Here is a 23095-nt window from a genome sequence, read left to right on the forward strand (position 1 = left end):
GGCCTCAGCGAATACCCGCGCGCTCGATCAAGGCCTGCAACTCGCCGACGATGCCGCGCCGGAACAGCAGCACGCACACGACGAAGATCACGCCCATGATCACCGTCACCCAGGAGCCGACGCGGTCGGCGAGCTCGCTCTGCAGCGACACGATGGTGGCCGCGCCGACGAGCGGCCCGAGCACCGTGCCGAGCCCACCGAGGAGGGTCATCAGCACGACCTCGCCCGACATGTGCCAATGCACGTCGGTGAGCGAGGCGAGCTGGAACACCAGCGTCTTGGTCGCCCCCGCCATGCCGGCGAGCGAGGCCGACAGCACGAAGGCCAGCAGCTTGAACCGGGCGACGTCGTAGCCGAGCGAGATCGCGCGCGGCTCGTTCTCGCGGATCGCCTTCAGGATCTGGCCGAAGGGCGAGTTGATGGCGCGGTAGATGATGAAGAAGCCGATGCAGAACACGGCGAACACCAGGTAGTACATGGCGATGTTGTTCGACAGGTCGATGATGCCGAACAGATGGCCGCGGGGCACACCCTGCAGGCCGTCTTCGCCGCCGGTGGCCTTCACCTGCAGCACGATGAAATACACCATCTGCGACAGCGCGAGCGTGATCATCGCGAAGTAGATGCCGGTGCGCCGGATCGCCAGCACGCCGAACACCCAGCCCAGCGCCGCCGCGGCCAGGGTGCCGCCGATGATGCCGATTTCCGGCGTCACGCCCACGTCGCGCACCAGCATGCCACACACGTAGCCCGCGCTGCCGAGGAAGGCGGCGTGACCGAAGGACAGCAAGCCGGCAAAGCCCAGCAGCAGGTTGAACGCACAGGCGAACAGCCCGAAGCACAGGATCTTCATCAGGAAGGTCGGGTACATCGTGAACGGCGCGATCAGCCCGATCACGAACAGGGCCGCGAACAGGTAGGGCGTGGCGCGGGAGAACATCGAATTGTTGGTCATGAACGATTCACCTCTTTCGCAGCGTCAGGCCTTGCCGAACAGGCCGGCGGGTCGCACCAGCAGCACGATCACCATGATCACGAACACGACCACGGCGGAAGCCTCGGGATAGAACACCCTGGTGAGCCCCTCGATCAGGCCGAGACCGAGGCCGGTGAGGATGGAGCCCATGATCGAGCCCATGCCGCCGATGACGACGACCGCGAACACGACGATGATCAGGTTGGAGCCCATCAGCGGGCTGACCTGGTAGATCGGCGCCGCGAGCACGCCGGCGAAGGCCGCCAGCGCAACGCCGAAGCCATAGGTGAAGGTGATCAGCAGCGGCACGTTGATGCCCAGCGCCTGCACGATCTGCGGGTTCTCGGTGCCTGCGCGCAGGTAGGCCCCGAGCTTGGTCCTCTCGATGATGAACCAGGTCGCAAAGCACACGGTGAGCGCGGCGACCACCACCCAGCCCCGGTAGATGGGCAGGAACATGAAGCCGAGATTCACCCCGCCCTGCAGCAGCTCCGGCACCGGGTAGGACTGCCCCGAGATGCCGTACTGGTCGCGGAACACACCCTCGAAGATGAGCGCCAGGCCGAAGGTGAGCAGCAGCCCATACAGGTGATCGAGCTTGTAGAGCTTGCGCAGCATGGTGCGCTCGATCACGACGCCGAGCGCGCCGATCACCACCGGCGCGAGCAGCAGCGCGACCCAGTAGTTGATGCCGAACTTGTTGAGCGCGATCCACGCCACGAAGGCGCCCATCATGTACTGCGCGCCATGGGTGAAGTTGATGATGTTGAGCAGGCCGAAGATGATCGCCAGGCCAAGGCTCAGGATGGCGTAGAACGAACCGTTGATCAGGCCGATCAGCAGCTGGCTGCCAAGCAGCGCGCTGGGGACACCGAAGATTTCCATGTGCGACTCCCGCTCCGGGACGGCCAGCGCCCCGGAGCGACACGATTACCGGACCGAAAGGCGATCAGCTCACTTCTTGACCAGCGGGCAGCGCGACTCGGACAGCGGCTGGAAGGCCTCTTCCGCGGGGATGGTCTGGCGGATGTGGTAGTAGTCCCACGGGTACTTTGACTCGTCCGGGCTCTTCACCTGGGCCAGATACATGTCGTGCACCATGCGGCCATCCTCGCGGATGCGGCCGTTCTTGGCGAAGAAGTCGTTGATCGGCGTCGCCTTCATCTGTGCCATCACCTTGCCCGCCTCGTCCGTGCCGGCGGCCTTCACCGCACGCAGGTAGTGCAGCACCGACGAATACTGGCCCGCCTGGACCATGGTCGGCATGCGCTTCTGCTTGTCGAAGAAGCGCTTCGACCAGGCCCGGGTGTCGTCATCGAAGTCCCAGTAGAAACCGGTGGTCAGATACATGCCCTGGGTGTTGTTCAGGCCCAGCGAATGGACGTCGGAAATGAACATCAGCAGGCCGGCCAGCGACTGCTTGGGCGTGACGCCGAACTCGGCCGCCTGCTTGATGGCGTTGGTGGTATCCGCGCCGGCATTGGCGAGGCCGATGATCTTGGCCCCCGAAGCCTGCGCCTGCAGCAGGAAGGACGAGAAGTCCGAAGCCGGGAAGGGATGGCGCACCGAGCCCAGCACCTTGCCGCCGTTGGCCGTCACGACCGCCGACGAATCCTTCTCCAGCGCCTGGCCGAAGGCATAGTCGGCGGTGAGGAAGAACCAGGTGTCGCCGCCTTGCTGCGTCACCGCCTTGGCGGTGCCGTTGGCAAGCGCATAGGTATCGTAGGTGTAATGCACGGTGACGTCGTTGCACTGCTCGTTGGTGATTGGCGTCGAGGCCGGGCCACTCATCAGCGCGACGCGGTTCATCTCCTTGGCGATCTTCATCACCGCCAGTGCGGTCGAGGTCGTGACCAGCTCGGTCGCAGTGTCGACGCCCTCGCGCTCGAACCACTCGCGCGCCTTGTTGGAGGCGATGTCGGCCTTGTTCTGGTGGTCGGCGGACACCATCTCGACCTTGAAGTCGGGCTTGGCCTCGGCGATAAAGTCCTCGATCGCCATCTGGGTCGCCAGCACCGCGCCGGCGCCGGCCAGGTCGGAGTAGGTGCCCGACATGTCGGTCAGTACGCCGATCTTCACGGTGCCCCCGGAGATCTGCGCCTGGGCAGCACCGGAAAGGGTTGCGAACGCCGCTGCGCAAGCCAGCGTGGTCAGTTTCTTCATCGCCATCGTGTGTCTCCGTCCTGAGTTTGGTATTGATGAAATTACGCGTGGGGTCGTCGCGTCGGCTCAGACCCCGAGCGTCTGGTGTAGCCAGTCCATCTTCCCGGGCAGTTCGGCCGCGGTGATGGTGGCAATGATTTCGCCGTGCTCGAGCACGTAGTGGCGGTCGGCGAGCGGCGCGGCAAAGCGGAAGTTCTGCTCGACCATGACGATGGTGAAGCCGCGTGACTTGAGCTCGACGATGACCTCGCCGAGCTTCTTGACGATCACCGGCGCCAGTCCCTCGGTGATCTCGTCGAGCAGCAGCAGCTTGGCCCCGGTGCGCAGCACGCGCGCCATCGCCAGCATCTGCTGCTCGCCGCCCGACAGCTTCGAGCCCGGGCTGCTGCGGCGCTCGAGCAGATTGGGGAACATGCGGTAGATCTCTTCGACCGACATGCCGCCGCTCGCCACCTGGGGCGGCAGCGTGAGGTTCTCCTCGGCGCTGAGCGAGGCGAAGATCGCGCGCTCCTCGGGCACGTAGCCGATGCCGTAGCGCGCCATGCGGTGGGTGGGCTCGTCGATGACCTCGCGGCCGTTGACCATGATCGAGCCGCTGCGGCGGCCGACCAGGCCGAGCACCGACTTGAGGGTGGTCGAGCGCCCCGAGCCGTTGCGCCCGAGCAGGGTCACGCATTCGCCGCGCGCCACCTGCAGGTCGATGCCGTGCAGGATGTGCGATTCGCCGTAAAAGGCGTGCAGGTCGTGGATCCGGAGCATCTCCGGATGAGGATTGAAGGCACTGGTCATGGCTGTCCGGGAGGGGGATCAGTGGTGAGCGTCGCTCATGTCGTCCGAACCGACGTAGGCCTCGAGCACCTTCGGGTTCTTCGACACTTCGGCATAGGTGCCCTCGGCAAGCACGCTGCCGCGGGTCAGCACGGTGATGCGGTCGCACAGGTCGGCGACCACCGACAGGTTGTGCTCGACCATCAGGATGGTGCGGTTGGCCGACACCTTGCGAATGAGGGCGACGACGCGGCTGATGTCCTCGTTGCCCATGCCCTGGGTCGGCTCGTCGAGCAGCATCATGCGCGGCTCCAGCGCCAGCGTGGTCGCGATCTCGAGCGCGCGCTTGCGCCCATAGGGCATCTCGGCGGTGAGGGTGTCGGCGAACTGGGTCAGGTCCACCGATTCGAGCAGGGCCATGGCCTCGTCGTTGAGCACGTCGAGCGACTTCGCCGAGCGCCAGAAGTGGAACTCGGTGCCGAGCTTGCGCTGCAGGCCGATGCGCACGTTCTCGAGCACGGTGAGGTGCGGGAAGGTGGCCGAGATCTGGAACGAGCGCACCATGCCGCGGCGCGCGGTCACCGCCGGCGCCTCGCGCGTGATGTCCTTGCCCTCGAACAGGATCTCGCCCGCGGTGGGCGGCAGGAACTTGGTGAGCAGGTTGAAGACGGTGGTCTTGCCGGCACCGTTGGGGCCGATCAGGGCGTGGATGTGGCCCTTCTGCACCTTCAGATTGACGTCCGCGACGGCGACGAAGCCCTTGAACTCCTTCGTCAGGCCACGGGTTTCGAGAATGTAGTCGCTCATCGCTCACGGCCTCCGTTCGGCAGGCGACAGGATCGGCCAGAAAGATGACAGGACGGCTACGGCAGGATGCTGCGTGGATGCTGGCAAATGGGCATGCGGGCGCACGCGTGTCTCCCCACAGGAACTTGTGCTTGTTCTGCCCCGAGTCTTGCGGCACCCGCGAGTAGCGTCAACCTGCGGTTTGCCCCGATATGAGTGCGGCCTGATATGTGACGCGGATCAAGCCGCAGGCAGCCCTGTGCGCGCACGAAAATGGGGCGCCCGCATGCACTGCGGGCGCCCCATGCCGGTGACCGCGGCGCCTGCCAACGGGCAGGCGCCGGATGCTCAGTGATTGCCGCTCATCGCCATCATCAACTGGTTGATGCGCTTGACAAAGGTGGCCGGATCATCGAGCGTGCCGCCCTCGGCGAGCAGGGCCTGATCGAACAGCACCGCGGCCCAGTCGTCGAAATGCTTGTCCTCGTACTTCAGGCGCAGCACCGCCGGGTGGCTGGGGTTGATCTCGAGGATGGGCTTGGAGACCGGTGCGTTCTGGCCCGCCGCCTTCAGGATGCGCGCCAGGTTCATGCCGAGGTCGTGCTCGTCGGCCACCAGGCAGGCGGGCGAGTCGGTCAGGCGCAGGGTCACCTTGACGTCCTTGACGCGCTCGCCCAGGCTCGCCTTCATCCTGTCGAGCAGTTCCTTGTACTCGTCGGCGGCCTTCTCGGCTTCCTGCTTCTCGGCCTCGTCCTCGAGCGCACCCAGATCCAGGCCGCCCTTGGCGACCGACACCAGCGGCTTGCCATCGAACTCGGTCAGGTTGCCAGTCACCCACTCATCGACGCGGTCGGAGAGCAACAGCACCTCGATGCCCTTCTTGCGGAACACCTCGAGATGCGGACTGTTCTTCGCCGCGTTGAAGGTCTCGGCGGTGACGAAGTAGATCTTGTCCTGGCCTTCCTTCATGCGCGCGATGTAGTCGGCCAGCGACACCACCTCGTCCGCGGTATCGAGCTTGGTCGAGGCGAAGCGCAGCAGGCCGGCGATCTTCTCCTTGTTGGCGAAGTCCTCGCCGACGCCTTCCTTGAGCACCTTGCCGAAGGCCTTCCAGAACTCGGCGTACCTGTCCTTGTCGGCGGCCTCATCGCTGTTCGCGAGGCTCTCGAGCAGGGTCAGCACCTTCTTCGTGCAGCCCGAGCGGATGGACTCGATGTCCTTGCTTTCCTGCAGGATCTCGCGCGACACGTTGAGCGGCAGGTCGGCCGAATCGACCACGCCGCGCACGAAGCGCAGGTAGGTCGGCGTCAGCTTCTCGGCGTCATCCATGATGAAGACGCGCTTCACGTAGAGCTTGATGCCGTGCCGGGCGTTGCGGTCCCACAGGTCGAAGGGCGCGTTCTTCGGGATGTAGAGCAGGTTGGTGTATTCGTGGCGGCCCTCGACGCGCGAGTGGGTCCACGCCAGCGGGTCCTCGAAGTCGTGGGCGACGTGCTTGTAGAAGCCCTTGTACTCGTCTTCCGTGATGTCGTTCTTCGACCGCGTCCACAGCGCATTGGCCTGGTTGACGGTCTCGTCCTCGTCGGTCAGCACCTGGGCCTTCTGCTCCTCGTTCCATTCCTCCTTCTTCATCACGATGGGCTGCACGATGTGGTCGGAGTACTTGCGGATCAGGCTCTTCAGCTTCCACGACGACAGCAGGTCTTCCTGGCCGTCGCGCAGGTGCAGGGTGATCTCGGTGCCACGGTCGGCCTTGTCGACCTGCGCCACGGTGTAGGCGCCGGCCTCGTCGCCCGCCATCGAGCATTCCCACTTCACGCCCTCGCCCGCGGCCAGGCCGGCGCGGCGGGTGAGCACGGTGACGCGGTCGGCGACGAGGAAGGCGGAGTAGAAGCCCACACCGAACTGGCCGATCAGGTTGGCGTCCTTCTTCTGGTCGCCGGTGAGCTGGCCGAAGAACTCGCGCGTGCCCGACTTGGCGATGGTACCGAGATGGGCAATGGCCTCGTCGCGGCTCATGCCGATGCCGTTATCGGCGATGGTGATGGTCTTCGCCTCGGCGTCGAAGCCGATGCGGATCTTCAGCTCGGGATCGCCTTCGTACAGCGCGCCGTTGTCGAGCGCCTCGAAGCGCAGCTTGTCGCAGGCATCGGAAGCGTTGGAGACCAGTTCGCGCAGGAAGATCTCGCGGTTCGAATACAGCGAGTGGATCATCAGGTGAAGCAGCTGCTTCACCTCGGCCTGGAAGTTCAGGGTCTGGGAGGGTGCGGTGTGGGTTTCGGACATGTCGCTGGGGCTCCGTCTAACTGTTGATGCGGACGAAGCTCCAACTGGGGGCGGCCGGGGTGATTTTCAAGCCCGCGCGCCCGCCCCCGACTCAACAGCGAAAGCGCCCGACCGACGCATTGAGCGTGCCCGCCAGCCCCTCGAGCTGCTCGACCGATGCCACCACCGCGCGCATCGCGCCGCTGGTGTCCTCGGCCATGCGCGTGATCTGCTCGACGCGGCGCGCAATCTCGGTGGCAGCGGCGCTCTGTTCGCTGGTCGCGTACGCCACCTCGCGAATCCGGCCCAGCGCCTCCTCGGTGCCGCTGCGAATCTCGCGCAGGGAGTCGGTCGCCTCGATCACCAGGCCGACGCCACTATCGACCCGGTTCGACACCGTCGACATCGCCGCCACCGTCGCCCGCGTCTCGCTCTGGATGCCGGCGATGACCTGCTCGATCTGCACCGTGGCGGACGCGGTGCGCTCGGCCAGGCCTCGCACCTCGTCGGCGACGACGGCGAAACCACGCCCCTGCTCGCCAGCCCGCGCTGCTTCGATCGCCGCGTTGAGGGCGAGCAGATTGGTCTGACCGGCGATCTCCTTGATCACATGGGCAATGGTTCCAACCTCGTCGGCGCGGCTCACCAGGTCATTGATCTTCTGCGCCGCGTCACCCACAGTGGCGGCGATCGACTGCATCTCGCCGGCTGCGCGCTCGGCCTTGCCGGCGCCGTCCTGTGCCAGCTCCGCGCTGCGCGAGGAGTTCGCTTCGGCGCTGCGCGCGCTGTCCGAGATCTGTTCGACACTGACCGTCATCTGCTCGATGGCCGCCGCGATCGAGGCGGTGGCATCGGTCTGCGACAGCGAGGCCTCCGAAACCGAGCGCGACACACTGGCGATCTCCCGCGAACTGTCGGTGACCCGGTCGGCGCTGTGGCCGATGTCGCGCACCATCATGCTGATCTGGCGCAGCATCGAGGCCAGCGCGCCAAGCAGGCTGTCCGCCCCGCCCCGGGCGCGCACGTCCACGTTCAGTTCGCCGCCGGCGGCACGGCTCATGATGTCCGAGGCATAGCCGGGCTCGCCGCCGAGCTGCATCGTGATGCTGCGGATGACTCGCCACACCACCAGCGCGAGCAGCAACAGCGCGCCACCGACCAGGGCCGCGAAGCCGAGCGCCTCGCGTGCATAGCGATCATCGATGTCATCCACATAGACACCGGTACCGACGATCCAGTCCCAGGCCGGGAAATACTTGACGAAGGACAGCTTCGGCTGCGGCTGCTCCGAACCCGGCTTCGGCCACATGTAATCGACGAAACCGGCGCCCTCACCCTGCGCAACACGGACGAACTCGAGGAACAGCGCCTTACCCCTGGGATCACGACTGTCGCCCAGCGACTGGCCTTCCAGCTCGGGACGCACCGGGTGCATGATCATCACCGGACGGCTGTCGTTGACCCAGAAGTACTCGCTGCCCTGGTAGCGCAGGCCGCGCAGCGCTGCCCGCGCCGCCTCCTGCGCCTCGCGACGGCTCATTGCACCGGCGCGCTCGAGCGCTTCGAAGTGCGCGATGAGGCCATGGGCGACCTCCACCTGCCCCTGCACCGCACGCGCAGCGGCTTCTTCCATCTGTGTGCGGCTCCCTTGCAGCGCGGCAAACGCCAGCGCGAGCATCCCAATCAGCGCGATCACCAGGATCAGTGCCAGCCGTTGGCCAACCTTCATTGAATTCAGCTTCATATCCCTCGTTCCTCAATGGGCGATCCGTGCTGACCGCCCTGCCGGGCGCGAGTCGCGGTCTTGCACCGCGCTCCCGCCTCACCCTCTGGCCTTACGGCCGCAGGCTGCCCAGCTTGAGGAATTTCCGCCGCGGCGCGCCGCCGCCGCAGGCGCCGCTAGAGATACTGCACGTCGACGATCTCGATCTCGCGCATCCCGGCCGGGCTCTGGAAACGCACCACGTCGCCCACGCGGGCCTTGAGCACTGCGCGCGCCAGGGGCGAGATCCAGCTGATCCGACCCTGCGTGGCATCGGCCTCATCGACGCCAACGATCTGCCAGGTCTGCTCCTCCTCGGTCTCGAGGTCGCAGAAGCTCAGCGTGGCGCCGAAGAACACCTGCTCCAGCCCCTGCTGGCGCTCCGGGTCGACCACTTCGGCGCTCTCGATGCGCTTGATCAGGAAGCGGATGCGGCGGTCGATCTCGCGCAGGCGCTTCTTGCCGTAGATGTAGTCGCCGTTCTCCGAGCGGTCGCCGTTGCCAGCGGCCCAGGCCACGGTCTCGACCAGCTTGGGGCGCTCGATGCGCACGAGCTGGTCGAGTTCGACGCGCAAGGCGTCATAGCCGCGCCGCGTCATGTAGTTCTTGCTGCCGGCCGGCAGGCGCGGCCCGGCGGCGAGGGCCTCTTCGTCCTCGTCCGCCGCGCTGCCGTCAGCTTCTTTCACGAAAGCCTTGTTCACTTGCTGCACCCCCTGTTCGTGAAGCGCGCATGTTAAGGAATCCGGCCGCTACACGCCACGCCGCGCGGCCCGGCGGGATGGGCGCATGTGAAGTTGTCATTGCCTGCGCCCGCGCATACCATTGCCGGCACGATGAACGGGGCCGCGGCAGGGGATCGCCAGCGTGACTGAGGTAGGGGAGCCTGATGGACGAAACCTTCAACGAAGTGACCAGCCTGCGTTCCCGCCTGGCTGAACTGCGCCTCGAACACCGCGACCTGGACGAGGCCATCGCCCGCCTGGCCGAGGCACCGTCCGAAGACGAGCTGATGCTGCGCCGGCTCAAGAAGCGCAAGCTCGCACTCAAGGACCGCATCACCGCCATCGAGCACATGCTCGAACCCGACGAGCGGGCCTGATCCAGTCCTGCCCGGTCGACCCACGCAGCCCGCGTTGCCGGGCTCGCCCCCCGGCGCCTGCCGCCCCCACCGCCCTCCACTCACGTCACAAGCGACGATGCCTGCAATGAGAGAACTCGAAGTCAATGGACAGCGCGTCAGCGTGCATGAATACGGCGCGCCGTCCGCCTCAGCCACATCCCTGCTGCTGATCCACGGCGCCGGTCACGACCACGGCGTGTGGGACGAAATCGCTGCCGGGCTGGCGGCGGCGGGCGAGCATGTGTTCGCCCCCGACCTGCCGGCGCACGGGGGATCCTCCGGCACGCCGCTGGCGAGCATCGAGGCGATGGCCGACTGGGTCCTCGCGCTGGCCAACGCGCTCGATCTCGAAGCCTTCCGGGTGGGCGGCCACAGCATGGGCTCGCTGGTCGCCCTCGCCATCGCGGCCGCAGCGCCGCAACGTGTGCAAGGACTCTACCTCGTCGGCACCAGCGCACCGATGCCGGTCTCCCCTTTCCTGCTCGAGGCGGCACACACCGAACCCGAGCGCGCCTGGGCCCTGATCAACAAATTCTCCTTTGCCCCCGCCGAAGTCCTCGGCGAGGGGCGCCGCCTCGCCCTCGCCACCGCCAACCTCGCCCGCATGCAGCAGCAGGGCGGGCCGGCGCTCGGCGCCGATCTCGCCGCCTGCAACGACTGGCAGGCGGGCCTCGCCGCCGCCGGCCAGGTACGCTGCCCGACCCTGCTGGTGTGTGGCGAGCTCGATCGCATGACGCCTGCCGAGAGCGCCCAGCCGCTGCTCGCCGCACTTCAGGCCGGCGCCTGCCCGGCGCACCTGATCGTGCTTGCCCGCTGCGGGCACGCCATGATGCAGGAAGCACCCGACGCACTGATCCAGGCCCTGCGGGGACAAGCCTAGCTGGCAGAAAGGCAGACCCCGCTCGGCAGTCCAGCAACACCCCACAGGAGACACGCATGGCGACGCACAACGATGCCCCACCCCGGGTCGACGGCCGCAAGGAGGACGACCCCGGCCCGCCCTTCCCGCGCGTGCGCGAGGTATCGATCGGTGCGCCGCTGCGCTGGATCGGGCGAGGCGCGCGCGACCTCAAGGCCTGCCCGATTCCCAGCCTGTTCTATGGCTTCTGCCTCGCGGGCATGGGCCTGCTGATCACCATGGTGTTTCGCCGCGCCTACGAATACACCTCCGCACTCACGGCCGGATTCCTGCTCATCGGCCCCCTGCTCGCCATGGGCCTGTACGAGATCAGCCGCCGGCGCGAGTGTGGCGAATCGCCGAGGCTGGCGCCGACGCTCACCGTATGGCGGCGCAACGCTGGCAACATCGGCGTATTCGCGGTCGTGCTCGGTGTCGTCTTCCTGGTCTGGGCGCGCGCCTCGATGATCGTGTTCGCACTCTTCTACACCAACGAGCTGCCGACGCTGTCCGACTTCATCGGCCAGGTCGTGAGCCTGCAGAACCTCGAGTTCCTGGCCGCGTATTTCGGTGTCGGCTTCATCTTCGCCTTCGTTGCCTTCGCGGCCAGCGTGGTGTCGATCCCCCTGATGCTCGACCGCAACCAGGATGCGATCAGCGCGATGATCGCCAGCTTCAACGCGCTATTGACCAATCCCGGACCGATGCTGGTGTGGGCCTTCCTGATCGTCAGCCTGACGCTGATCGGCTTCATCAGCTTCCACGTCGGCCTGATCGTGGTCATGCCCCTGCTCGGCCACGCCACCTGGCATGCCTATCGCGACCTCATCGAGCCGCTTGAGCCGGCATGACCGCCGCGGCGCGCCGCCACTGGCGCAGGCCCGCGGCGCAAGCGCTCAGTCGGCCAGTTCCAGCACCACCGGCTGGTGGTCGGAGGCCGGCGTGTCGGCCACCACCCGCAGCGCGCGCAAGCGCGGCGCGAGGTCGGTGCTGACGAAGAAGAAGTCGCAACAGTAGGCGCGATCGGGCCATTCGGCGCCATGCAGGCCGACGCTCGGCGCATGTGGGCGACCGGGGTGCAGCGCGCGCCAGGCGTCCTGCCAGCTCGGCAGGCCACCGTCGAGGGCCACCTGCATGCGGCGGTGCTCATCCGAGTCGGGCTCACAGTTGAAGTCGCCACACAGCACCGCAGCGCCCGGCCGTGGCCACGCTGCAAAAGCCGGATTCGATTCCTTGCCCGCGGACGGCGCCACTGCCTGCCCGGCCGCCTCGCACTGCAAGGCGCGCAAGGCCTCGGCCTGGGCACGGCGCTGGCGCTGCGAGTAGTACTCCAGATGCGTGGTCATGATGCGCAGCGGCCCGAAGGCGGCCGTCACCACCGCCTCGACACACACGCGCTGCATGCTCGGCACCGTCGCGTCTGCCGGCGCGGGCAGCAGGTGGCGGAAAACCTGACCCACCGGCAGGCGCGACAGGATCAGGTTGCCGAAGCGGGCCCGGCCACCGCCACCGTCGGGCACATCCATGCCGGCGCCGAACACCGCCTCGTAAGCGGGAAAAGCGGCCGCGAGCCTCTCCACGCCGTCCTCGCACACCCCGCCGGGCAGGCCGGGAAAGTTCAGGGCGACCTCCTGCAGGCAGATCACGTCGAAGCTGCCCGCGGCGTGGATCGCCGCCACCGTGCGCGCCAGATCGACGCGGCCATCGGCCCCGCGGCCCCACTGAATGTTCCAGCTCAGCACTTTCATGTCGTCTCCCCCGGGAATGCGCGACGTGCGCTCTCCGCGGCCGTCGCGCCAGAAGATGCGATTCTGCCTCGATGCCCGACCTTCGTCTCCCGCCCCTCGCGTGCGCCGGCCTGCTCGACCGAGCCCTGATCGCCGCACCGGGGTTCATCCCTGCCAGCCGGGCGGGGGCATAATCGGAGCCTTGCGATCCACAGGATGCGTTTCGATGCCAAAGGCGTACGGCCAGGAGCACCACGAGGACCATGATCACGACCACGGGCACGGTCATGGCCATCCGCACCGCAGTCACGAGCACGGCCACCAACACCACCACCATGACCACAGCGCCAGCCGCTTCCTGCCGCTAGCGCTGGCGCTGACCCTCGGCTTTGCCGCCGTCGAGGCGATCGCGGGCTGGTGGTCGGGTTCGCTCGCCCTGCTCGGCGACGCCGGCCACATGCTCACCGACGCGATGTCGCTCGGCCTCGCCGCCATCGCCGCGCGCGTCGCCCTGCGTGCGCCCTCGCACCGCCACTCCTACGGCCTGCGCCGCGTCGAGGCGCTGGCGGCGCTGGTCAACAGCCTGCTGATGCTGGCCGTGGTCGGCGGCCTCGTCTGGCACGCCATCGACCGCCTGCTCGAGCCGCGCCCCATTCTCGGCGAGGCCGTGATCGTGGTCGCGCTCGGCGGGCTGGTGCTCAACCTCGTCGTCGCCTGGCTGCTCACCCGCGGCGAGGCCGACCTCAACACGCGCGGCGCCTTGCTGCATGTGATGGGCGACCTGCTCGGCTCGGTGGCCGCGCTCGCCTCCGGCCTGGTGATCCAGTTCAGCGGCTGGACGCCGATCGACCCGCTGCTGACGATGCTGATCTGCGGGCTGATCCTGTTCTCCACGATGAGCCTGCTGCGACGCGTGGTGCACACCCTGCTCGAAGGCGTGCCCGAAGGCGTCTCGCTGCCCGATGTCGGGCGCGCCATGGCGGCGGTGCCCGACGTGCGTTCGGTGCATGATCTGCACATCTGGAGCCTGGACTCGCGCCGTACCGCACTCTCCGCCCATGTGGTGCTCGCCGACGCGCGGCGCTGGCCGACGGTGCTGGCCGCCTTGCGCACGATGCTGCAGGAGCGCTTCGGCATCGAGCATGTGACGCTGCAGCCCGAGCTCCCACCTGCCCAGCCGCTGGTGTTTTCACCGCGCGCGCCGCGCGGGCGCAGTGCTGAGGGATAATCCGCCCCAATCACGCACAGGACGCGCCCCATGCACTCCGCGCAGGAACTGGTCAGCCAGATTGAAGCTCTCACTTCGCTCCCCGATGTCTACGATAGGGTGCGCGAACAGCTCGAATCGCCCACCGGCTCGGTCGCCGAGGTCGCCCGCCTGGTTGCGGCGGACCCGGCCCTCACCGCCAGGCTGTTGAGGCTGGTCAACAGCGCGATGTTCGGCTATCGCGGCCGCATCGATTCCGTCGATCGTGCCGTGCAGTTGCTCGGCCTGCAGCAGGTGCACGACCTGGTGCTGGCGATGTCGCTGCACGCGGTCTTTGCCGGCGTACGCCCGGCGCGGCTCGACATGCGCCGCTTCTGGCACAACAGCGTGCTCAACGGCCTTGCCAGCCGCGCCGCCGCACGCCAGGCGCAGATGGCGAGCAGTGAGCGCCTGTTCGTGATCGGCCTGCTCGCGGACATCGGTCACCTGGTGCTGTACCAGACCGTGCCCGAACTTGCGGCCGAAGCCCTTGCCGCAGCCACACACGACGACGAGGCGCTCGACGCGGCCGAGCGGCGCATCGTTGGCTGCGACTTCGCCGAGATCGGCGCGGCGCTGGCCGACCGCTGGCAGTTGCCGCCCTGCTTCGCCGGCGCGATCGGCACCCAGTTGCGCCCCCGCCTCGGCGGAGAGTTCAGCGTCGATGCCGCCGTGCTCAGCCTGTCACGCTGCATCGTCGGCGCTGAGGCCGCGAACAGCGCCAGCGCCGACGCCGCCGCGCAGCTCGACGCCGGGACCTGGGAACTGCTCGGCCTCGCACCCGAACAGCTCGCAGGCATCCGCGAGGAAGCCGAGCTCAACCTGGCGGCCTACCTTGCGCTGTTCTTCCCGACCACGGCCAGGTCCGCCCGGACACCGCCCAAACCCGCGTAAACACTGGGATTAGGCGCACAAGACCCCACGCTTTTCCCTACTACATCTAGTGCATCACAAAACTTCATAGCACAATCTAAATTTACAAGTTATTGTTTTTATTATATTTTATTTTTTTGCGAAAATGGGGTTTCCGCGCTATTCTTCAGTCCGTTCCAAGACCCACCACGGATGAAGAAAAAGACCATGAGCGAGACCACCAGCGCGTCCACCCAGAGCACCGTAAAGCCCTCCGCGGCCAACCTGCCAATGCAGGAGATCTCCGGCGAGGTGCTCGTCGAGAAATACGCCAAGGGCGACGAGCAAACCGTCGCCGAGGTGCGCCGCCGCGTCGCCCGCGCGCTGGCCGCGATCGAATCCGAAGACAAGCGCACCCACTGGGAAGCAAAGTTCCTCGAAGCGCAGGAAAAGGGCTTCGTGCCCGCCGGCCGCATCAACAGTGCCGCCGGCACCACGCTGGCCGCCACGTTGATCAACTGCTTCGTGCAGCCGGTGGGCGACTCGGTCACCGAAGCCGTTGACGGCCGTCCTGGCATCTACACCGCACTCGCCCAGGCCGCCGAGACCATGCGCCGCGGTGGCGGCGTCGGCTACGACTTCTCGTCGATCCGCCCCAAGGGCGCGCTGGTCAAGGGCACGGCCTCCAACGCCTCCGGCCCGGTGTCCTACATGCGCGTGTTCGACCGCTCGTGCGAGACGGTGGAATCCGCCGGCGCCCGCCGCGGCGCGCAGATGGGCGTGCTGCGCTGCGACCATCCCGACATCGAGGAATTCATCCACGCCAAGGACCACGGCGACCTCACCAACTTCAACATCTCGGTCGGCGTGACCGACCCCTTCATGCAGGCGGTCGAGACCGACGGTAACGTCGAGCTGGTGCACAAGGCCGAACCCACCGAAGAATTGAAGGAAGCCGGCGCCTACCAGCGCGACGATGGCCTGTGGGTGTATCGCAAGGTGCGCGCGCGCGCGCTGTGGGACCAGGTCATGCGCTCGACCTACGACCACGCCGAGCCGGGCATCCTGTTCCTCGACCGCATGAACCAGGACAACAACCTGTACTACTGCGAGACCATCGAGGCCACCAACCCCTGCGCCGAGCAGCCGCTGCCGCCCTATGGCTGCTGCTGCCTGGGCTCGATCAACCTGACGCCCTTCGTCAAGAACCCGTTCACCGACAAGGCCGAGTTCGACTACGCCGGCTTCGGCAAGGTCGTCGACGTCTCCATCCGCATGCTCGACAACGTGCTCGAAGCAACCCACTGGCCGCTCGAGCAGCAGCACGCCGAGGCGCAGTCCAAGCGCCGCGTGGGCCTGGGCTTCACCGGCCTCGGTGACGCCCTGATCATGCTCGGCCAGCGCTACGACACGCCCGAGGCACGTGAGGAAGCGCGCAAGATCTCCGAGTACATGCGCAACCGCGCCTACCTGGCCTCGTCCGACCTGGCCAAGGAGCGTGGCGCCTTCCCGCTGTTCAACGCCGACCTTTACCTGTCGGGTGGCAACTTCGCCTCGCGCCTGCCGGCCGAGGTGAAGGACAGGATACGCAAGCAGGGCATCCGCAACTCGCACCTGCTGTCGATCGCGCCCACCGGCACCATCAGCCTGGCCTTCGCCGACAACGCCTCCAACGGCATCGAGCCGCCGTTCTCGTACACCTACACCCGGCGCAAGCGCATGGCCGACGGCACCTTCAAGGAGTACGCGGTCGAGGACTACGCGTGGCGCCTGTACCGCCACCTCGGCGGCAATGTGGACAAGCTGCCGGAATCCTTCGTCACCGCGCTGGAGATCTCCGCGCAGGCGCACAAGGACATGGTCGCCGCGGTCGCGCCCTACATCGACACCTCCATCTCGAAGACGGTGAACGTCCCCGAGGACTACCCCTACGCGGAGTTCGAGGACCTCTACCTCACCGCCTGGAAGGCCGGCCTAAAGGGCCTGGCCACCTATCGCCCCAACAACGTGCTCGGTTCGGTGCTGTCGGTGACGCCCACCGCCGAACAGAAACAGCCGCACGACGTCGAGATCGCCGACGCCAACAAGCGCCTGTCGATCAAGAACCTGCCCGCCCCGGTGCTCTCCAGCCTGCGCTGGCCGGGCCGCCCGGACCTGCCCGATGGCAACCTGGCGTGGACCTACATGCTCAACACCCCGACCGGCGGCTTCGCGCTCTTCGTCGGCCAGGTCGGCAACAATGGCGGCAGCTTCCCGTTCGAAGTCTGGGTGAACGGCGCCGACCAGCCGCGCGGCCTGGGTGCGGTGGCCAAGACCCTGTCGATGGACATGCGCGCCAACGACCGCGGCTGGCTCAAGTTGAAGCTCGACACCCTGGCCCGCACCGTGGGCGAACGCTCCTTCGAGATGCCCTTCCCGCCGCACGGCGAGAAGAAGCTAGTGCCCGGCGTGGTATCCGCCTTCGCCCAGGTGGTGAACTACCGCTGCGAGAAGCTCGGCGTGTTCGACAAGGAAGACGAGAGCAACGGCGTGCTCGACACCCTGTTCAGCCTGGAAGAACCCAAGACCGGCACCGATGGCACGCTGTCGTGGACGGTGGACATCTACAACCCGGCCACCGGCGAGGACTTTGTCCTCGGCCTCAAGGAGATCACCCTGCCGGACGGCGTCACCCGCCCCTACTCGGTGTGGCTGTCGGGCAACTACCCGCGCGCGCTGGACGGCCTGACCCGCATCCTGTCGCTCGACATGCGTGTCATGGATCCGGCCTGGATCGGCATGAAGCTGAGGAAGCTGCTCGACTACCCCGAGCCGCTGGGTGACTTCATGGCCTTCGTGCCCGGCACCCGCCGCCAGCAGAACTGGCCGAGCACGGTGGCCTACCTGGCGCAGCTCATCATCCACCGCTACGCCATGCTCGGCGTGCTCGACGAAAAGGGCTACCCGACGCGCGAGATGGGCATCCTGGAGTCGCCGCGCGACGACAACGAGCCCAAGCTGATGCAGGGCGCGCTATGCACCGAGTGCGGCAATCACACGGTGATCCGCAAGGACGGCTGCGACTTCTGCACCGCCTGCGGCGCGGTGGGGACCTGCGGCTGAGGTCGTCTGCCGCATCATTCATGGCCGGTGTCGGCGGGTCGCAACTCTGCAATAATGCGACTCGCCGATAACTCCATGAAGCCCTTGCCCGCCCCATCGGTGCCGGCAAGAGGCTTGTTCTGCCCCATGCCGACCTGCCCACGTTGCGACGGTACCGACTGTCGTGAATCCCCCTGGCGCTCCGACGACGAGCAGCGCGACCACAAGGGCGAGCGCGCCTGGCGCTGCATGTCCTGCGTTCACCGCTTCTACGGCCCTGCGCTCAGCCACCTGCTGCAGGTCAAGCCACTGATCGCCGCCATCGGTGGCAGCACCTTGTTCGTGGTGCTGGCCGTGGTCGTGATCATGTGGATCTGGAAAAGCTGAGCGGAGAGGGCCGGCCATGAGTGGATCGAAGCTCCTGAGCTGCCCCAAGTGCGGCTCGACCGATTGCCGCGAATCGCGCTGGCGATCGCACCAGGAGAAGACGGACAACCCGGGCCGCCACCCCTATCGTTGCCTCACTTGCGCCCACCGCTTCGTCGCGGCGCGGGCGGGGGCGCTGGCGAGCCGTCGTGGCTTGACGCTGGCGGCGGCCGTGGTGGTGCTGATCGCGCTGAGCCTGGTCGCCGGCGGCACGGCCTGGATGCTGGCCGACGACGACGGCACCCATCCGCTGGCGGCAAACGGGCCTGACGGCGGCGCGGGCAGTGCCTCGGGCAACGAGACCGGCCCGAGCGTGGAGGCGGCACAAAGTGGAGACCTCGAAGCCCAGTATCGGCTTGGCCGTGCCGCGCTGCTCAACACCGCGCGCGGCAAGGAAGCCACGCTCGAGGCCCTGGGCTGGCTCAAGCGCGCCTCCGAAGGCGGGCACACCGGGGCGATGATCCTGCTCGGCAAGCTCTATCGCAGTGGCGTCGGCATCACGCAGAACTACGAGCTCGCCGCGCGCTGGATCGCCGCCGCCGCCGAGGCGGGGGACCCCGAAGGCATGGTCGAGTACGGCCGCCTGCATCGCAGCGGCATCGGCATGACGCAGGACGCGGTGATGGCCTACGTATGGTTCAACCGCGCCGCCGCCGCCCTGAACATGGAAGGCGTGCACGAGCGAGACAGCGTCGCCATCAAGCTCACGCCGGAAGAGCTCAAGCGCGCCCAGGCGCTGTCACTCGAGCTGGAGGAGGCACTGGCCGAGGGCGCGCAAGCGGGTGAGAAGGACGCTGCCGCCTCGAGCCTTGCATCGGGCGGAAACTGAGACCGGGGCCGCCGTCGCTGAGCGACGATCAGTCCGCCTTGCCGAGCGTGCCGGCGAAGACCCAGCCCTCTTCGACCTTGTAGGTGAACACGAAGCCGGTCGGCTGGTCGATGAACACGCTCACCGGCTGGCCGGCAGCGGCGACCGTGGCGGCTTCGGCCGCATCGGCCTGGCTGCCGGCGAAGGTCCAGCCCTGCTCGGGCAGATAGACGAAGCGCCCGCCGCTGGGCTGGTCGAGCATCACCGCCAGCGGACGCGCGGCCTCGGCACGAACGACCTCATCGGCGGGCGCAGCCAGGGCAAGCTGGACGGGGCCTGCCGACTGGGCGTGGGCGGCGGACAGGGCGCCGGCAAAGGAGACGGCCGCGACGGCGACGAGGGCGAGCGAGCGAGTGCGGATGATCGAGGTCATGGTTTGAGTCCTTGAGAAAGCGTTCGGGGCGGCTGCGTGCGCCCAAAGGGGCACGGCAGAGGCAAAGCAACGGATGTTGCACCGCACCATCAAGGCCGAGAGTCTAGCAGGAAACACTAGAACGTCCATTCGAACATTCCGATAGCCCACATAAGCTCACCTAATCAGATCCATCCAGGCCAACGATGACCCCCGACCTGAACCGCACTGCCGACCCAGGCCCCGGCCCGCGCCTCGTGCTGAAGGGCATCAGCAAGATCTATCCGACGGTAGCCGCCAATGATCAGGTTGATCTGAACGTGCGCCCGGGCGAGATTCGCGCCATCCTCGGCGAGAACGGCGCCGGCAAATCGACGCTGATGAAGATCATCTACGGCGTCACCAAGCCCAGCGCTGGCCAGATCATCTGGGAAGGCCGGGAAGTCCAGGTCGCCAACCCTGCCCATGCGCGCAGCCTCGGCATCGGCATGGTGTTCCAGCACTTCTCGCTGTTCGAGACCCTGACCGTGGTGGAAAACGTGGCGCTCGCCCTGCCCGGCAAGCCGGCGCTGGACGCCCTGGCGCAACGGATCACCGAGGTGTCGGCGCGCTACGGCCTGCCGGTCGATCCGCGCCGCCACATCCACGCGCTGTCGGTGGGCGAGCGCCAGCGCGTCGAGATCATCCGCTGCCTGCTGCAGAACCCGCGCCTGCTGATCATGGACGAGCCCACCTCGGTGCTGACGCCGCAGGCGGTGCGCACCCTGTTCGAGACCCTGCGCCAGTTGTCGGCCGAGGGCTGCGCCATCCTCTACATCAGCCACAAGCTCGACGAGATCCAGGCCTTGTGCCACACCGCCACCGTGCTGCGCGGCGGCAAGGTCAGCGGCGAATGCCTCCCGGCGCAGGAGACGCCCGCCTCGATGGCGCGGCTGATGATCGGCAAGGACCTGCCGCACTGCGAGCATGGCGCGGCGAAGACGGACGGCGAGCTGCGCCTGCGCCTGGCCGGGCTGTCGCACGCCTCGGACGACCCTTTCGGCACCGACCTCAAGGACATCCACCTTGACGTGCGCGCCGGCGAGATCGTCGGCATCGCCGGCGTGTCGGGCAACGGCCAGCAGGAGTTGCTGCGCGCGATCTCCGGCGAGGAAGCGCTGAGCGAGAAATTCCCCGTGCAGGTCTGCGGCGTCGAGGCCGGCCGCCTCAGCCCCGGGCAGCGGCGCAGGCTCGGCCTCGCCTTCGTACCCGAGGAGCGCCTCGGCCGCGGCGCCGTGCCGGGCCTGTCGCTCACCGACAATGCGCTGCTCACGGCGGCACGCACCCAGGGTCTGCTGGCCGGCGGCTTCCTGCGCAGCGGCCGCGCGCGCGCCTTCGCCCAGCGCTGCATCGAGGCCTTCAACGTCAAATGCGGCGGCCCCGGCGCGGCGGCCAAGTCGCTGTCGGGCGGCAACCTGCAGAAGTTCATCGTCGGCCGCGAGATCCTGCAGGCGCCCAGGCTGCTGGTGTGCGCCCAGCCCACCTGGGGCGTGGACGTGGGCGCCGCCAGCTTCATCCGCCAGTCGCTGATCGACCTGCGTGACCGCGGCTGCGCGGTGCTGGTCATCTCGGAGGAGCTCGACGAGCTGTTCGAGATCTGCGACCGCATCGCCGTCATCGCCAAGGGCCGGCTGTCGCCCACGCGCGCTGCCGCCGAGACCACGGTGGAAGACATCGGCGTGTGGATGAGCGGCATGTGGCCAGGCGCCGACCCGGCAAGCTCGCCCGCGCCCACGGAGTCTCCGCATGCTTGAACTCGAAGCCCGCGCCGCACCCTCGCGGCTGATGTCCTGGCTGTCGCCGCTGTTGGCGGTGGTGCTGATGCTCGGCGGCGGCATGCTGGTGTTCGCCGCGCTGGGCAAGGACCCGGTCGAAGGCTTCCGCATCTTCTTCCTCAACCCGGTCAGGGACCTGTACAGCGTCTCGGAGCTGCTGCTCAAGGCCACGCCGCTGATGCTGTGCGCGATCGGTCTGGCGATCGGCTTTCGCGCCAATGTGTGGAATATCGGCGCCGAAGGCCAGTTCATGCTCGGCGCGGTGGCAGCCACCGGCATCGCGCTGTATTTCGACGGCTCGGAGAGCGCCCTGCTGCTGCCGGCGATGATCGTGGCCGGCGCCGTCGGTGGCGCCGCCTGGGCCGGCATTCCGGCGCTGCTGCGCACCCGCTTCAACGCCAACGAGATCCTGGTGTCGCTGATGCTGGTGTATGTGGCGCAGCTTTTCGTGTCCTGGCTGGTGTTCGGGCCGTGGAAGGATCCGGACGGCTTCAACTTCCCGCAGACCAAGATGTTCGGCGACGCCGCGCTGATGCCGGTGCTGCTCGACGGCACCCGCCTGCACATGGGCTTCGCCCTCGCGCTGGCCGTGCTGGTCGCGGGCTACGCCTTCATGAACCGCAGCTACGCGGGTTTCCGCATGCGGGTTGCGGGTGAGGCGCCGGACGCTGCGCGCTACGCCGGCTTCTCGGCCCATCGCATGATCTGGACCGGCCTCCTGCTGGGCGGTGCGGCAGCCGGCCTGGCCGGCATGGGCGAGGTAGCCGGCCCGATGGGCCAGCTCACCGACAAGATCGGCAGCGGCTACGGCTTCGCCGCGATCATCGTAGCCTTCGTCGGCCGGCTCAACGCCTTCGGCATCTTCCTCGCCAGCCTGCTGATGGCGCTGCTCTACATCGGAGGCGAGCAGGCCCAGCAATACCTGAACCTGCCGAGCTCGATCTCGATGGTGTTCCAGGGCATGTTGCTGTTCTTCCTGCTCGGCTCGGACGTGTTCATCCACTACCGCCTGCGGCTGCACCGCCGCACGAGCTGAGGACGCCACAGCATGGACGCGACCTTGCTTACCTCGATGCTGTTCGCCACCGTGGTGGCCGGCACGCCGCTGATCATCGTCGCACTCGGCCTGCTGGTGAGCGAGAAGGCCGGCGTGCTCAACCTCGGTGCCGAGGGCATGATGGCGATGGGCGCGGTCGCCGCCTTCGCCATCACCCACCACAGCGGCAGCCCCTGGCTGGGCGTGCTCGCCGGCATGGGCGCGGGCATGGCGATGGCCTTCATCTTCGGCGTGCTGACGCTGAGCCTGATGGCCAACCAGGTCGCCTCGGGGCTGGCGCTGGCGATCTTCGGCGTGGGGCTGGCGGCTTTCGTCGGCAAGCCCTACGAGGCGGTGGCGCTGCAGGCGGTGCCGCCGATCCGCATCCCCTTCATCGCCGACCTGCCGCTGATCGGCGAGGCGCTCTACAACCAGCAGGCGCTGGTGTATTTCTCCTGGGCGCTGTTCTGGGGCCTGCTGTGGTTCCTTTACCGCAGCCGCGCCGGGCTGGTGCTGCGCGCGGTGGGCGAATCGCCGTCGTCGGCGCACGCGATCGGCTATCCGGTGATCCGCATCCGCTACCTGGCGGTGCTGTTCGGCGGCGCCATGGCCGGCATCGGCGGCGCCTTCCTGTCGGTGTTCTACACGCCGATGTGGGCCGAGGGCATGGTCGCCGGCCGTGGCTGGATCGCGCTCGCGCTGGTGGTGTTCGCCACCTGGCGGCCGCTGCGGGTGATGGTCGGCGCCTATCTGTTCGGCGGCGTGATGATCACCCAGCTCTTCATCCAGGGCTCGGGGCTGCAGATCGACTTTCCGTCGCAGCTGCTGTCGTCCCTGCCTTACTGGGCAACGATCATCGTGCTGGTCGTGATCTCGCGCAACCGGAACACGATCCGGCTCAACTCGCCAGTGTCGCTCGGCAAGCCTTACCGGCCGGACGCGTGAGGACGGCGGC

At 67.5% G+C, this 23095-nt stretch carries 21 protein-coding genes; 11 read left to right on the top strand and 10 right to left on the bottom strand.

Features of this window, described 5'->3' with window-relative positions; translation table 11 throughout:
- Nucleotides 1-4: 4 nt before the first annotated feature.
- From PLC66_RS11140 to greB, 8 genes are all read right to left on the bottom strand, one after another.
- Complete coding sequence (locus tag PLC66_RS11140; protein WP_324540341.1) at nt 5-955, bottom strand: branched-chain amino acid ABC transporter permease; 951 nt, start codon at nt 953-955, stop codon at nt 5-7.
- A 24-nt stretch (nt 956-979) separates the two neighbouring features.
- Nucleotides 980-1861: a branched-chain amino acid ABC transporter permease gene (locus PLC66_RS11145; RefSeq protein WP_324540343.1), complete on the bottom strand. Its 882-nt coding sequence runs from the start codon at nt 1859-1861 to the stop codon at nt 980-982.
- A 69-nt stretch (nt 1862-1930) separates the two neighbouring features.
- Nucleotides 1931-3145, bottom strand: coding sequence for an ABC transporter substrate-binding protein (locus PLC66_RS11150; RefSeq protein ID WP_324540345.1), 1215 nt, complete (start codon nt 3143-3145; stop codon nt 1931-1933).
- Between the two features lie 60 nt (nt 3146-3205).
- Entirely contained in the window at nt 3206-3928 is a 723-nt protein-coding gene (locus PLC66_RS11155; RefSeq protein WP_324540347.1) for an ABC transporter ATP-binding protein, read from the bottom strand.
- An 18-nt stretch (nt 3929-3946) separates the two neighbouring features.
- Nucleotides 3947-4714, bottom strand: coding sequence for an ABC transporter ATP-binding protein (locus tag PLC66_RS11160; RefSeq protein WP_324540349.1), 768 nt, complete (start codon nt 4712-4714; stop codon nt 3947-3949).
- 327 nt (nt 4715-5041) lie between these two features.
- Complete coding sequence (gene htpG, locus PLC66_RS11165; protein WP_324540351.1) at nt 5042-6979, bottom strand: molecular chaperone HtpG; 1938 nt, start codon at nt 6977-6979, stop codon at nt 5042-5044.
- A gap of 91 nt (nt 6980-7070) precedes the next feature.
- Nucleotides 7071-8702 carry a methyl-accepting chemotaxis protein gene (locus tag PLC66_RS11170; protein WP_324540353.1) on the bottom strand — a complete coding sequence of 544 codons (1632 nt, stop codon included), beginning with the start codon at nt 8700-8702 and terminating at the stop codon, nt 7071-7073.
- A 155-nt stretch (nt 8703-8857) separates the two neighbouring features.
- Nucleotides 8858-9421, bottom strand: coding sequence for a transcription elongation factor GreB (greB, locus tag PLC66_RS11175; protein ID WP_324540355.1), 564 nt, complete (start codon nt 9419-9421; stop codon nt 8858-8860).
- Between the two features lie 185 nt (nt 9422-9606).
- On the opposite strand from greB, the gene PLC66_RS11180 reads away from it, so the two are divergent.
- From PLC66_RS11180 to PLC66_RS11190, 3 genes are all read left to right on the top strand, one after another.
- Nucleotides 9607-9819 (top strand): YdcH family protein, encoded by a 213-nt coding sequence (locus tag PLC66_RS11180; protein WP_416164157.1) that lies wholly within the window; start codon nt 9607-9609, stop codon nt 9817-9819.
- A 106-nt stretch (nt 9820-9925) separates the two neighbouring features.
- Nucleotides 9926-10720: an alpha/beta fold hydrolase gene (locus tag PLC66_RS11185; RefSeq protein ID WP_324540357.1), complete on the top strand. Its 795-nt coding sequence runs from the start codon at nt 9926-9928 to the stop codon at nt 10718-10720.
- Nucleotides 10721-10776: 56 nt separating this feature from the next.
- The gene (locus tag PLC66_RS11190) at nt 10777-11589 is read left to right on the top strand and encodes a DUF2189 domain-containing protein (RefSeq protein ID WP_324540359.1); all 813 of its coding nucleotides are present in this window, start codon (nt 10777-10779) and stop codon (nt 11587-11589) included.
- A gap of 45 nt (nt 11590-11634) precedes the next feature.
- Here the strand turns inward: PLC66_RS11190 and PLC66_RS11195 are convergent, their stop codons facing one another.
- Nucleotides 11635-12486 carry an endonuclease/exonuclease/phosphatase family protein gene (locus PLC66_RS11195; RefSeq protein WP_324540361.1) on the bottom strand — a complete coding sequence of 284 codons (852 nt, stop codon included), beginning with the start codon at nt 12484-12486 and terminating at the stop codon, nt 11635-11637.
- Nucleotides 12487-12691: 205 nt separating this feature from the next.
- On the opposite strand from PLC66_RS11195, the gene PLC66_RS11200 reads away from it, so the two are divergent.
- The 5 genes from PLC66_RS11200 (at nt 12692) to PLC66_RS11220 (ending at nt 18899) form a co-directional block, all read left to right on the top strand.
- Nucleotides 12692-13693 carry a cation diffusion facilitator family transporter gene (locus PLC66_RS11200; protein WP_324540363.1) on the top strand — a complete coding sequence of 334 codons (1002 nt, stop codon included), beginning with the start codon at nt 12692-12694 and terminating at the stop codon, nt 13691-13693.
- A 30-nt stretch (nt 13694-13723) separates the two neighbouring features.
- The gene (locus tag PLC66_RS11205; protein WP_324540365.1) at nt 13724-14605 is read left to right on the top strand and encodes an HDOD domain-containing protein; all 882 of its coding nucleotides are present in this window, start codon (nt 13724-13726) and stop codon (nt 14603-14605) included.
- A gap of 186 nt (nt 14606-14791) precedes the next feature.
- The gene (locus tag PLC66_RS11210) at nt 14792-17665 is read left to right on the top strand and encodes an adenosylcobalamin-dependent ribonucleoside-diphosphate reductase (protein WP_324540367.1); all 2874 of its coding nucleotides are present in this window, start codon (nt 14792-14794) and stop codon (nt 17663-17665) included.
- 75 nt (nt 17666-17740) lie between these two features.
- Nucleotides 17741-18031, top strand: a complete 291-nt coding sequence (locus PLC66_RS11215; protein WP_324540369.1) for a hypothetical protein — start codon at nt 17741-17743, stop codon at nt 18029-18031.
- A 16-nt stretch (nt 18032-18047) separates the two neighbouring features.
- Nucleotides 18048-18899, top strand: coding sequence for a sel1 repeat family protein (locus PLC66_RS11220; RefSeq protein ID WP_324540371.1), 852 nt, complete (start codon nt 18048-18050; stop codon nt 18897-18899).
- 28 nt (nt 18900-18927) lie between these two features.
- Here the strand turns inward: PLC66_RS11220 and PLC66_RS11225 are convergent, their stop codons facing one another.
- Nucleotides 18928-19311: a hypothetical protein gene (locus tag PLC66_RS11225; RefSeq protein ID WP_324540373.1), complete on the bottom strand. Its 384-nt coding sequence runs from the start codon at nt 19309-19311 to the stop codon at nt 18928-18930.
- 185 nt (nt 19312-19496) lie between these two features.
- Here PLC66_RS11225 and PLC66_RS11230 point away from each other — a divergent pair, with 185 nt between their 5' ends.
- From PLC66_RS11230 to PLC66_RS11240, 3 genes are read left to right on the top strand one after another with little or no spacing between them, the layout of a single operon-like run.
- Nucleotides 19497-21083 (top strand): ABC transporter ATP-binding protein, encoded by a 1587-nt coding sequence (locus PLC66_RS11230; RefSeq protein WP_324540375.1) that lies wholly within the window; start codon nt 19497-19499, stop codon nt 21081-21083.
- Nucleotides 21076-22140 (top strand): ABC transporter permease, encoded by a 1065-nt coding sequence (locus PLC66_RS11235; RefSeq protein WP_324540377.1) that lies wholly within the window; start codon nt 21076-21078, stop codon nt 22138-22140. Before PLC66_RS11230 ends, PLC66_RS11235 begins: the two co-directional genes overlap by 8 nt.
- 12 nt (nt 22141-22152) lie before the next feature.
- Nucleotides 22153-23085 (top strand): ABC transporter permease, encoded by a 933-nt coding sequence (locus PLC66_RS11240; RefSeq protein WP_324540379.1) that lies wholly within the window; start codon nt 22153-22155, stop codon nt 23083-23085.
- The last annotated feature ends 10 nt before the right edge of the window (nt 23086-23095 follow it).

The sequence above is a fragment of the Thauera sp. genome, assembly GCF_035444905.1.
Taxonomy (GTDB): Bacteria; Pseudomonadota; Gammaproteobacteria; order Burkholderiales; family Rhodocyclaceae; genus Thauera.

Coding starts and splice junctions, on each gene's coding strand:
- PLC66_RS11150 (WP_324540345.1), bottom strand. CDS start 3,145: ATGGCGATGAAGAAACTGACCACGCTGGCTTGCGCAGCGGCGTTCGCA.
- PLC66_RS11155 (WP_324540347.1), bottom strand. CDS start 3,928: ATGACCAGTGCCTTCAATCCTCATCCGGAGATGCTCCGGATCCACGAC.
- PLC66_RS11215 (WP_324540369.1), top strand. CDS start 17,741: ATGAAGCCCTTGCCCGCCCCATCGGTGCCGGCAAGAGGCTTGTTCTGC.
- PLC66_RS11205 (WP_324540365.1), top strand. CDS start 13,724: ATGCACTCCGCGCAGGAACTGGTCAGCCAGATTGAAGCTCTCACTTCG.
- PLC66_RS11235 (WP_324540377.1), top strand. CDS start 21,076: ATGCTTGAACTCGAAGCCCGCGCCGCACCCTCGCGGCTGATGTCCTGG.
- PLC66_RS11170 (WP_324540353.1), bottom strand. CDS start 8,702: ATGAAGCTGAATTCAATGAAGGTTGGCCAACGGCTGGCACTGATCCTG.
- PLC66_RS11145 (WP_324540343.1), bottom strand. CDS start 1,861: ATGGAAATCTTCGGTGTCCCCAGCGCGCTGCTTGGCAGCCAGCTGCTG.
- PLC66_RS11210 (WP_324540367.1), top strand. CDS start 14,792: ATGAGCGAGACCACCAGCGCGTCCACCCAGAGCACCGTAAAGCCCTCC.
- PLC66_RS11190 (WP_324540359.1), top strand. CDS start 10,777: ATGGCGACGCACAACGATGCCCCACCCCGGGTCGACGGCCGCAAGGAG.
- PLC66_RS11160 (WP_324540349.1), bottom strand. CDS start 4,714: ATGAGCGACTACATTCTCGAAACCCGTGGCCTGACGAAGGAGTTCAAG.
- PLC66_RS11225 (WP_324540373.1), bottom strand. CDS start 19,311: ATGACCTCGATCATCCGCACTCGCTCGCTCGCCCTCGTCGCCGTCGCG.
- PLC66_RS11200 (WP_324540363.1), top strand. CDS start 12,692: ATGCCAAAGGCGTACGGCCAGGAGCACCACGAGGACCATGATCACGAC.
- PLC66_RS11195 (WP_324540361.1), bottom strand. CDS start 12,486: ATGAAAGTGCTGAGCTGGAACATTCAGTGGGGCCGCGGGGCCGATGGC.
- PLC66_RS11230 (WP_324540375.1), top strand. CDS start 19,497: ATGACCCCCGACCTGAACCGCACTGCCGACCCAGGCCCCGGCCCGCGC.
- PLC66_RS11185 (WP_324540357.1), top strand. CDS start 9,926: ATGAGAGAACTCGAAGTCAATGGACAGCGCGTCAGCGTGCATGAATAC.
- htpG (WP_324540351.1), bottom strand. CDS start 6,979: ATGTCCGAAACCCACACCGCACCCTCCCAGACCCTGAACTTCCAGGCC.
- PLC66_RS11180 (WP_416164157.1), top strand. CDS start 9,607: ATGGACGAAACCTTCAACGAAGTGACCAGCCTGCGTTCCCGCCTGGCT.
- PLC66_RS11240 (WP_324540379.1), top strand. CDS start 22,153: ATGGACGCGACCTTGCTTACCTCGATGCTGTTCGCCACCGTGGTGGCC.
- PLC66_RS11220 (WP_324540371.1), top strand. CDS start 18,048: ATGAGTGGATCGAAGCTCCTGAGCTGCCCCAAGTGCGGCTCGACCGAT.
- PLC66_RS11140 (WP_324540341.1), bottom strand. CDS start 955: ATGACCAACAATTCGATGTTCTCCCGCGCCACGCCCTACCTGTTCGCG.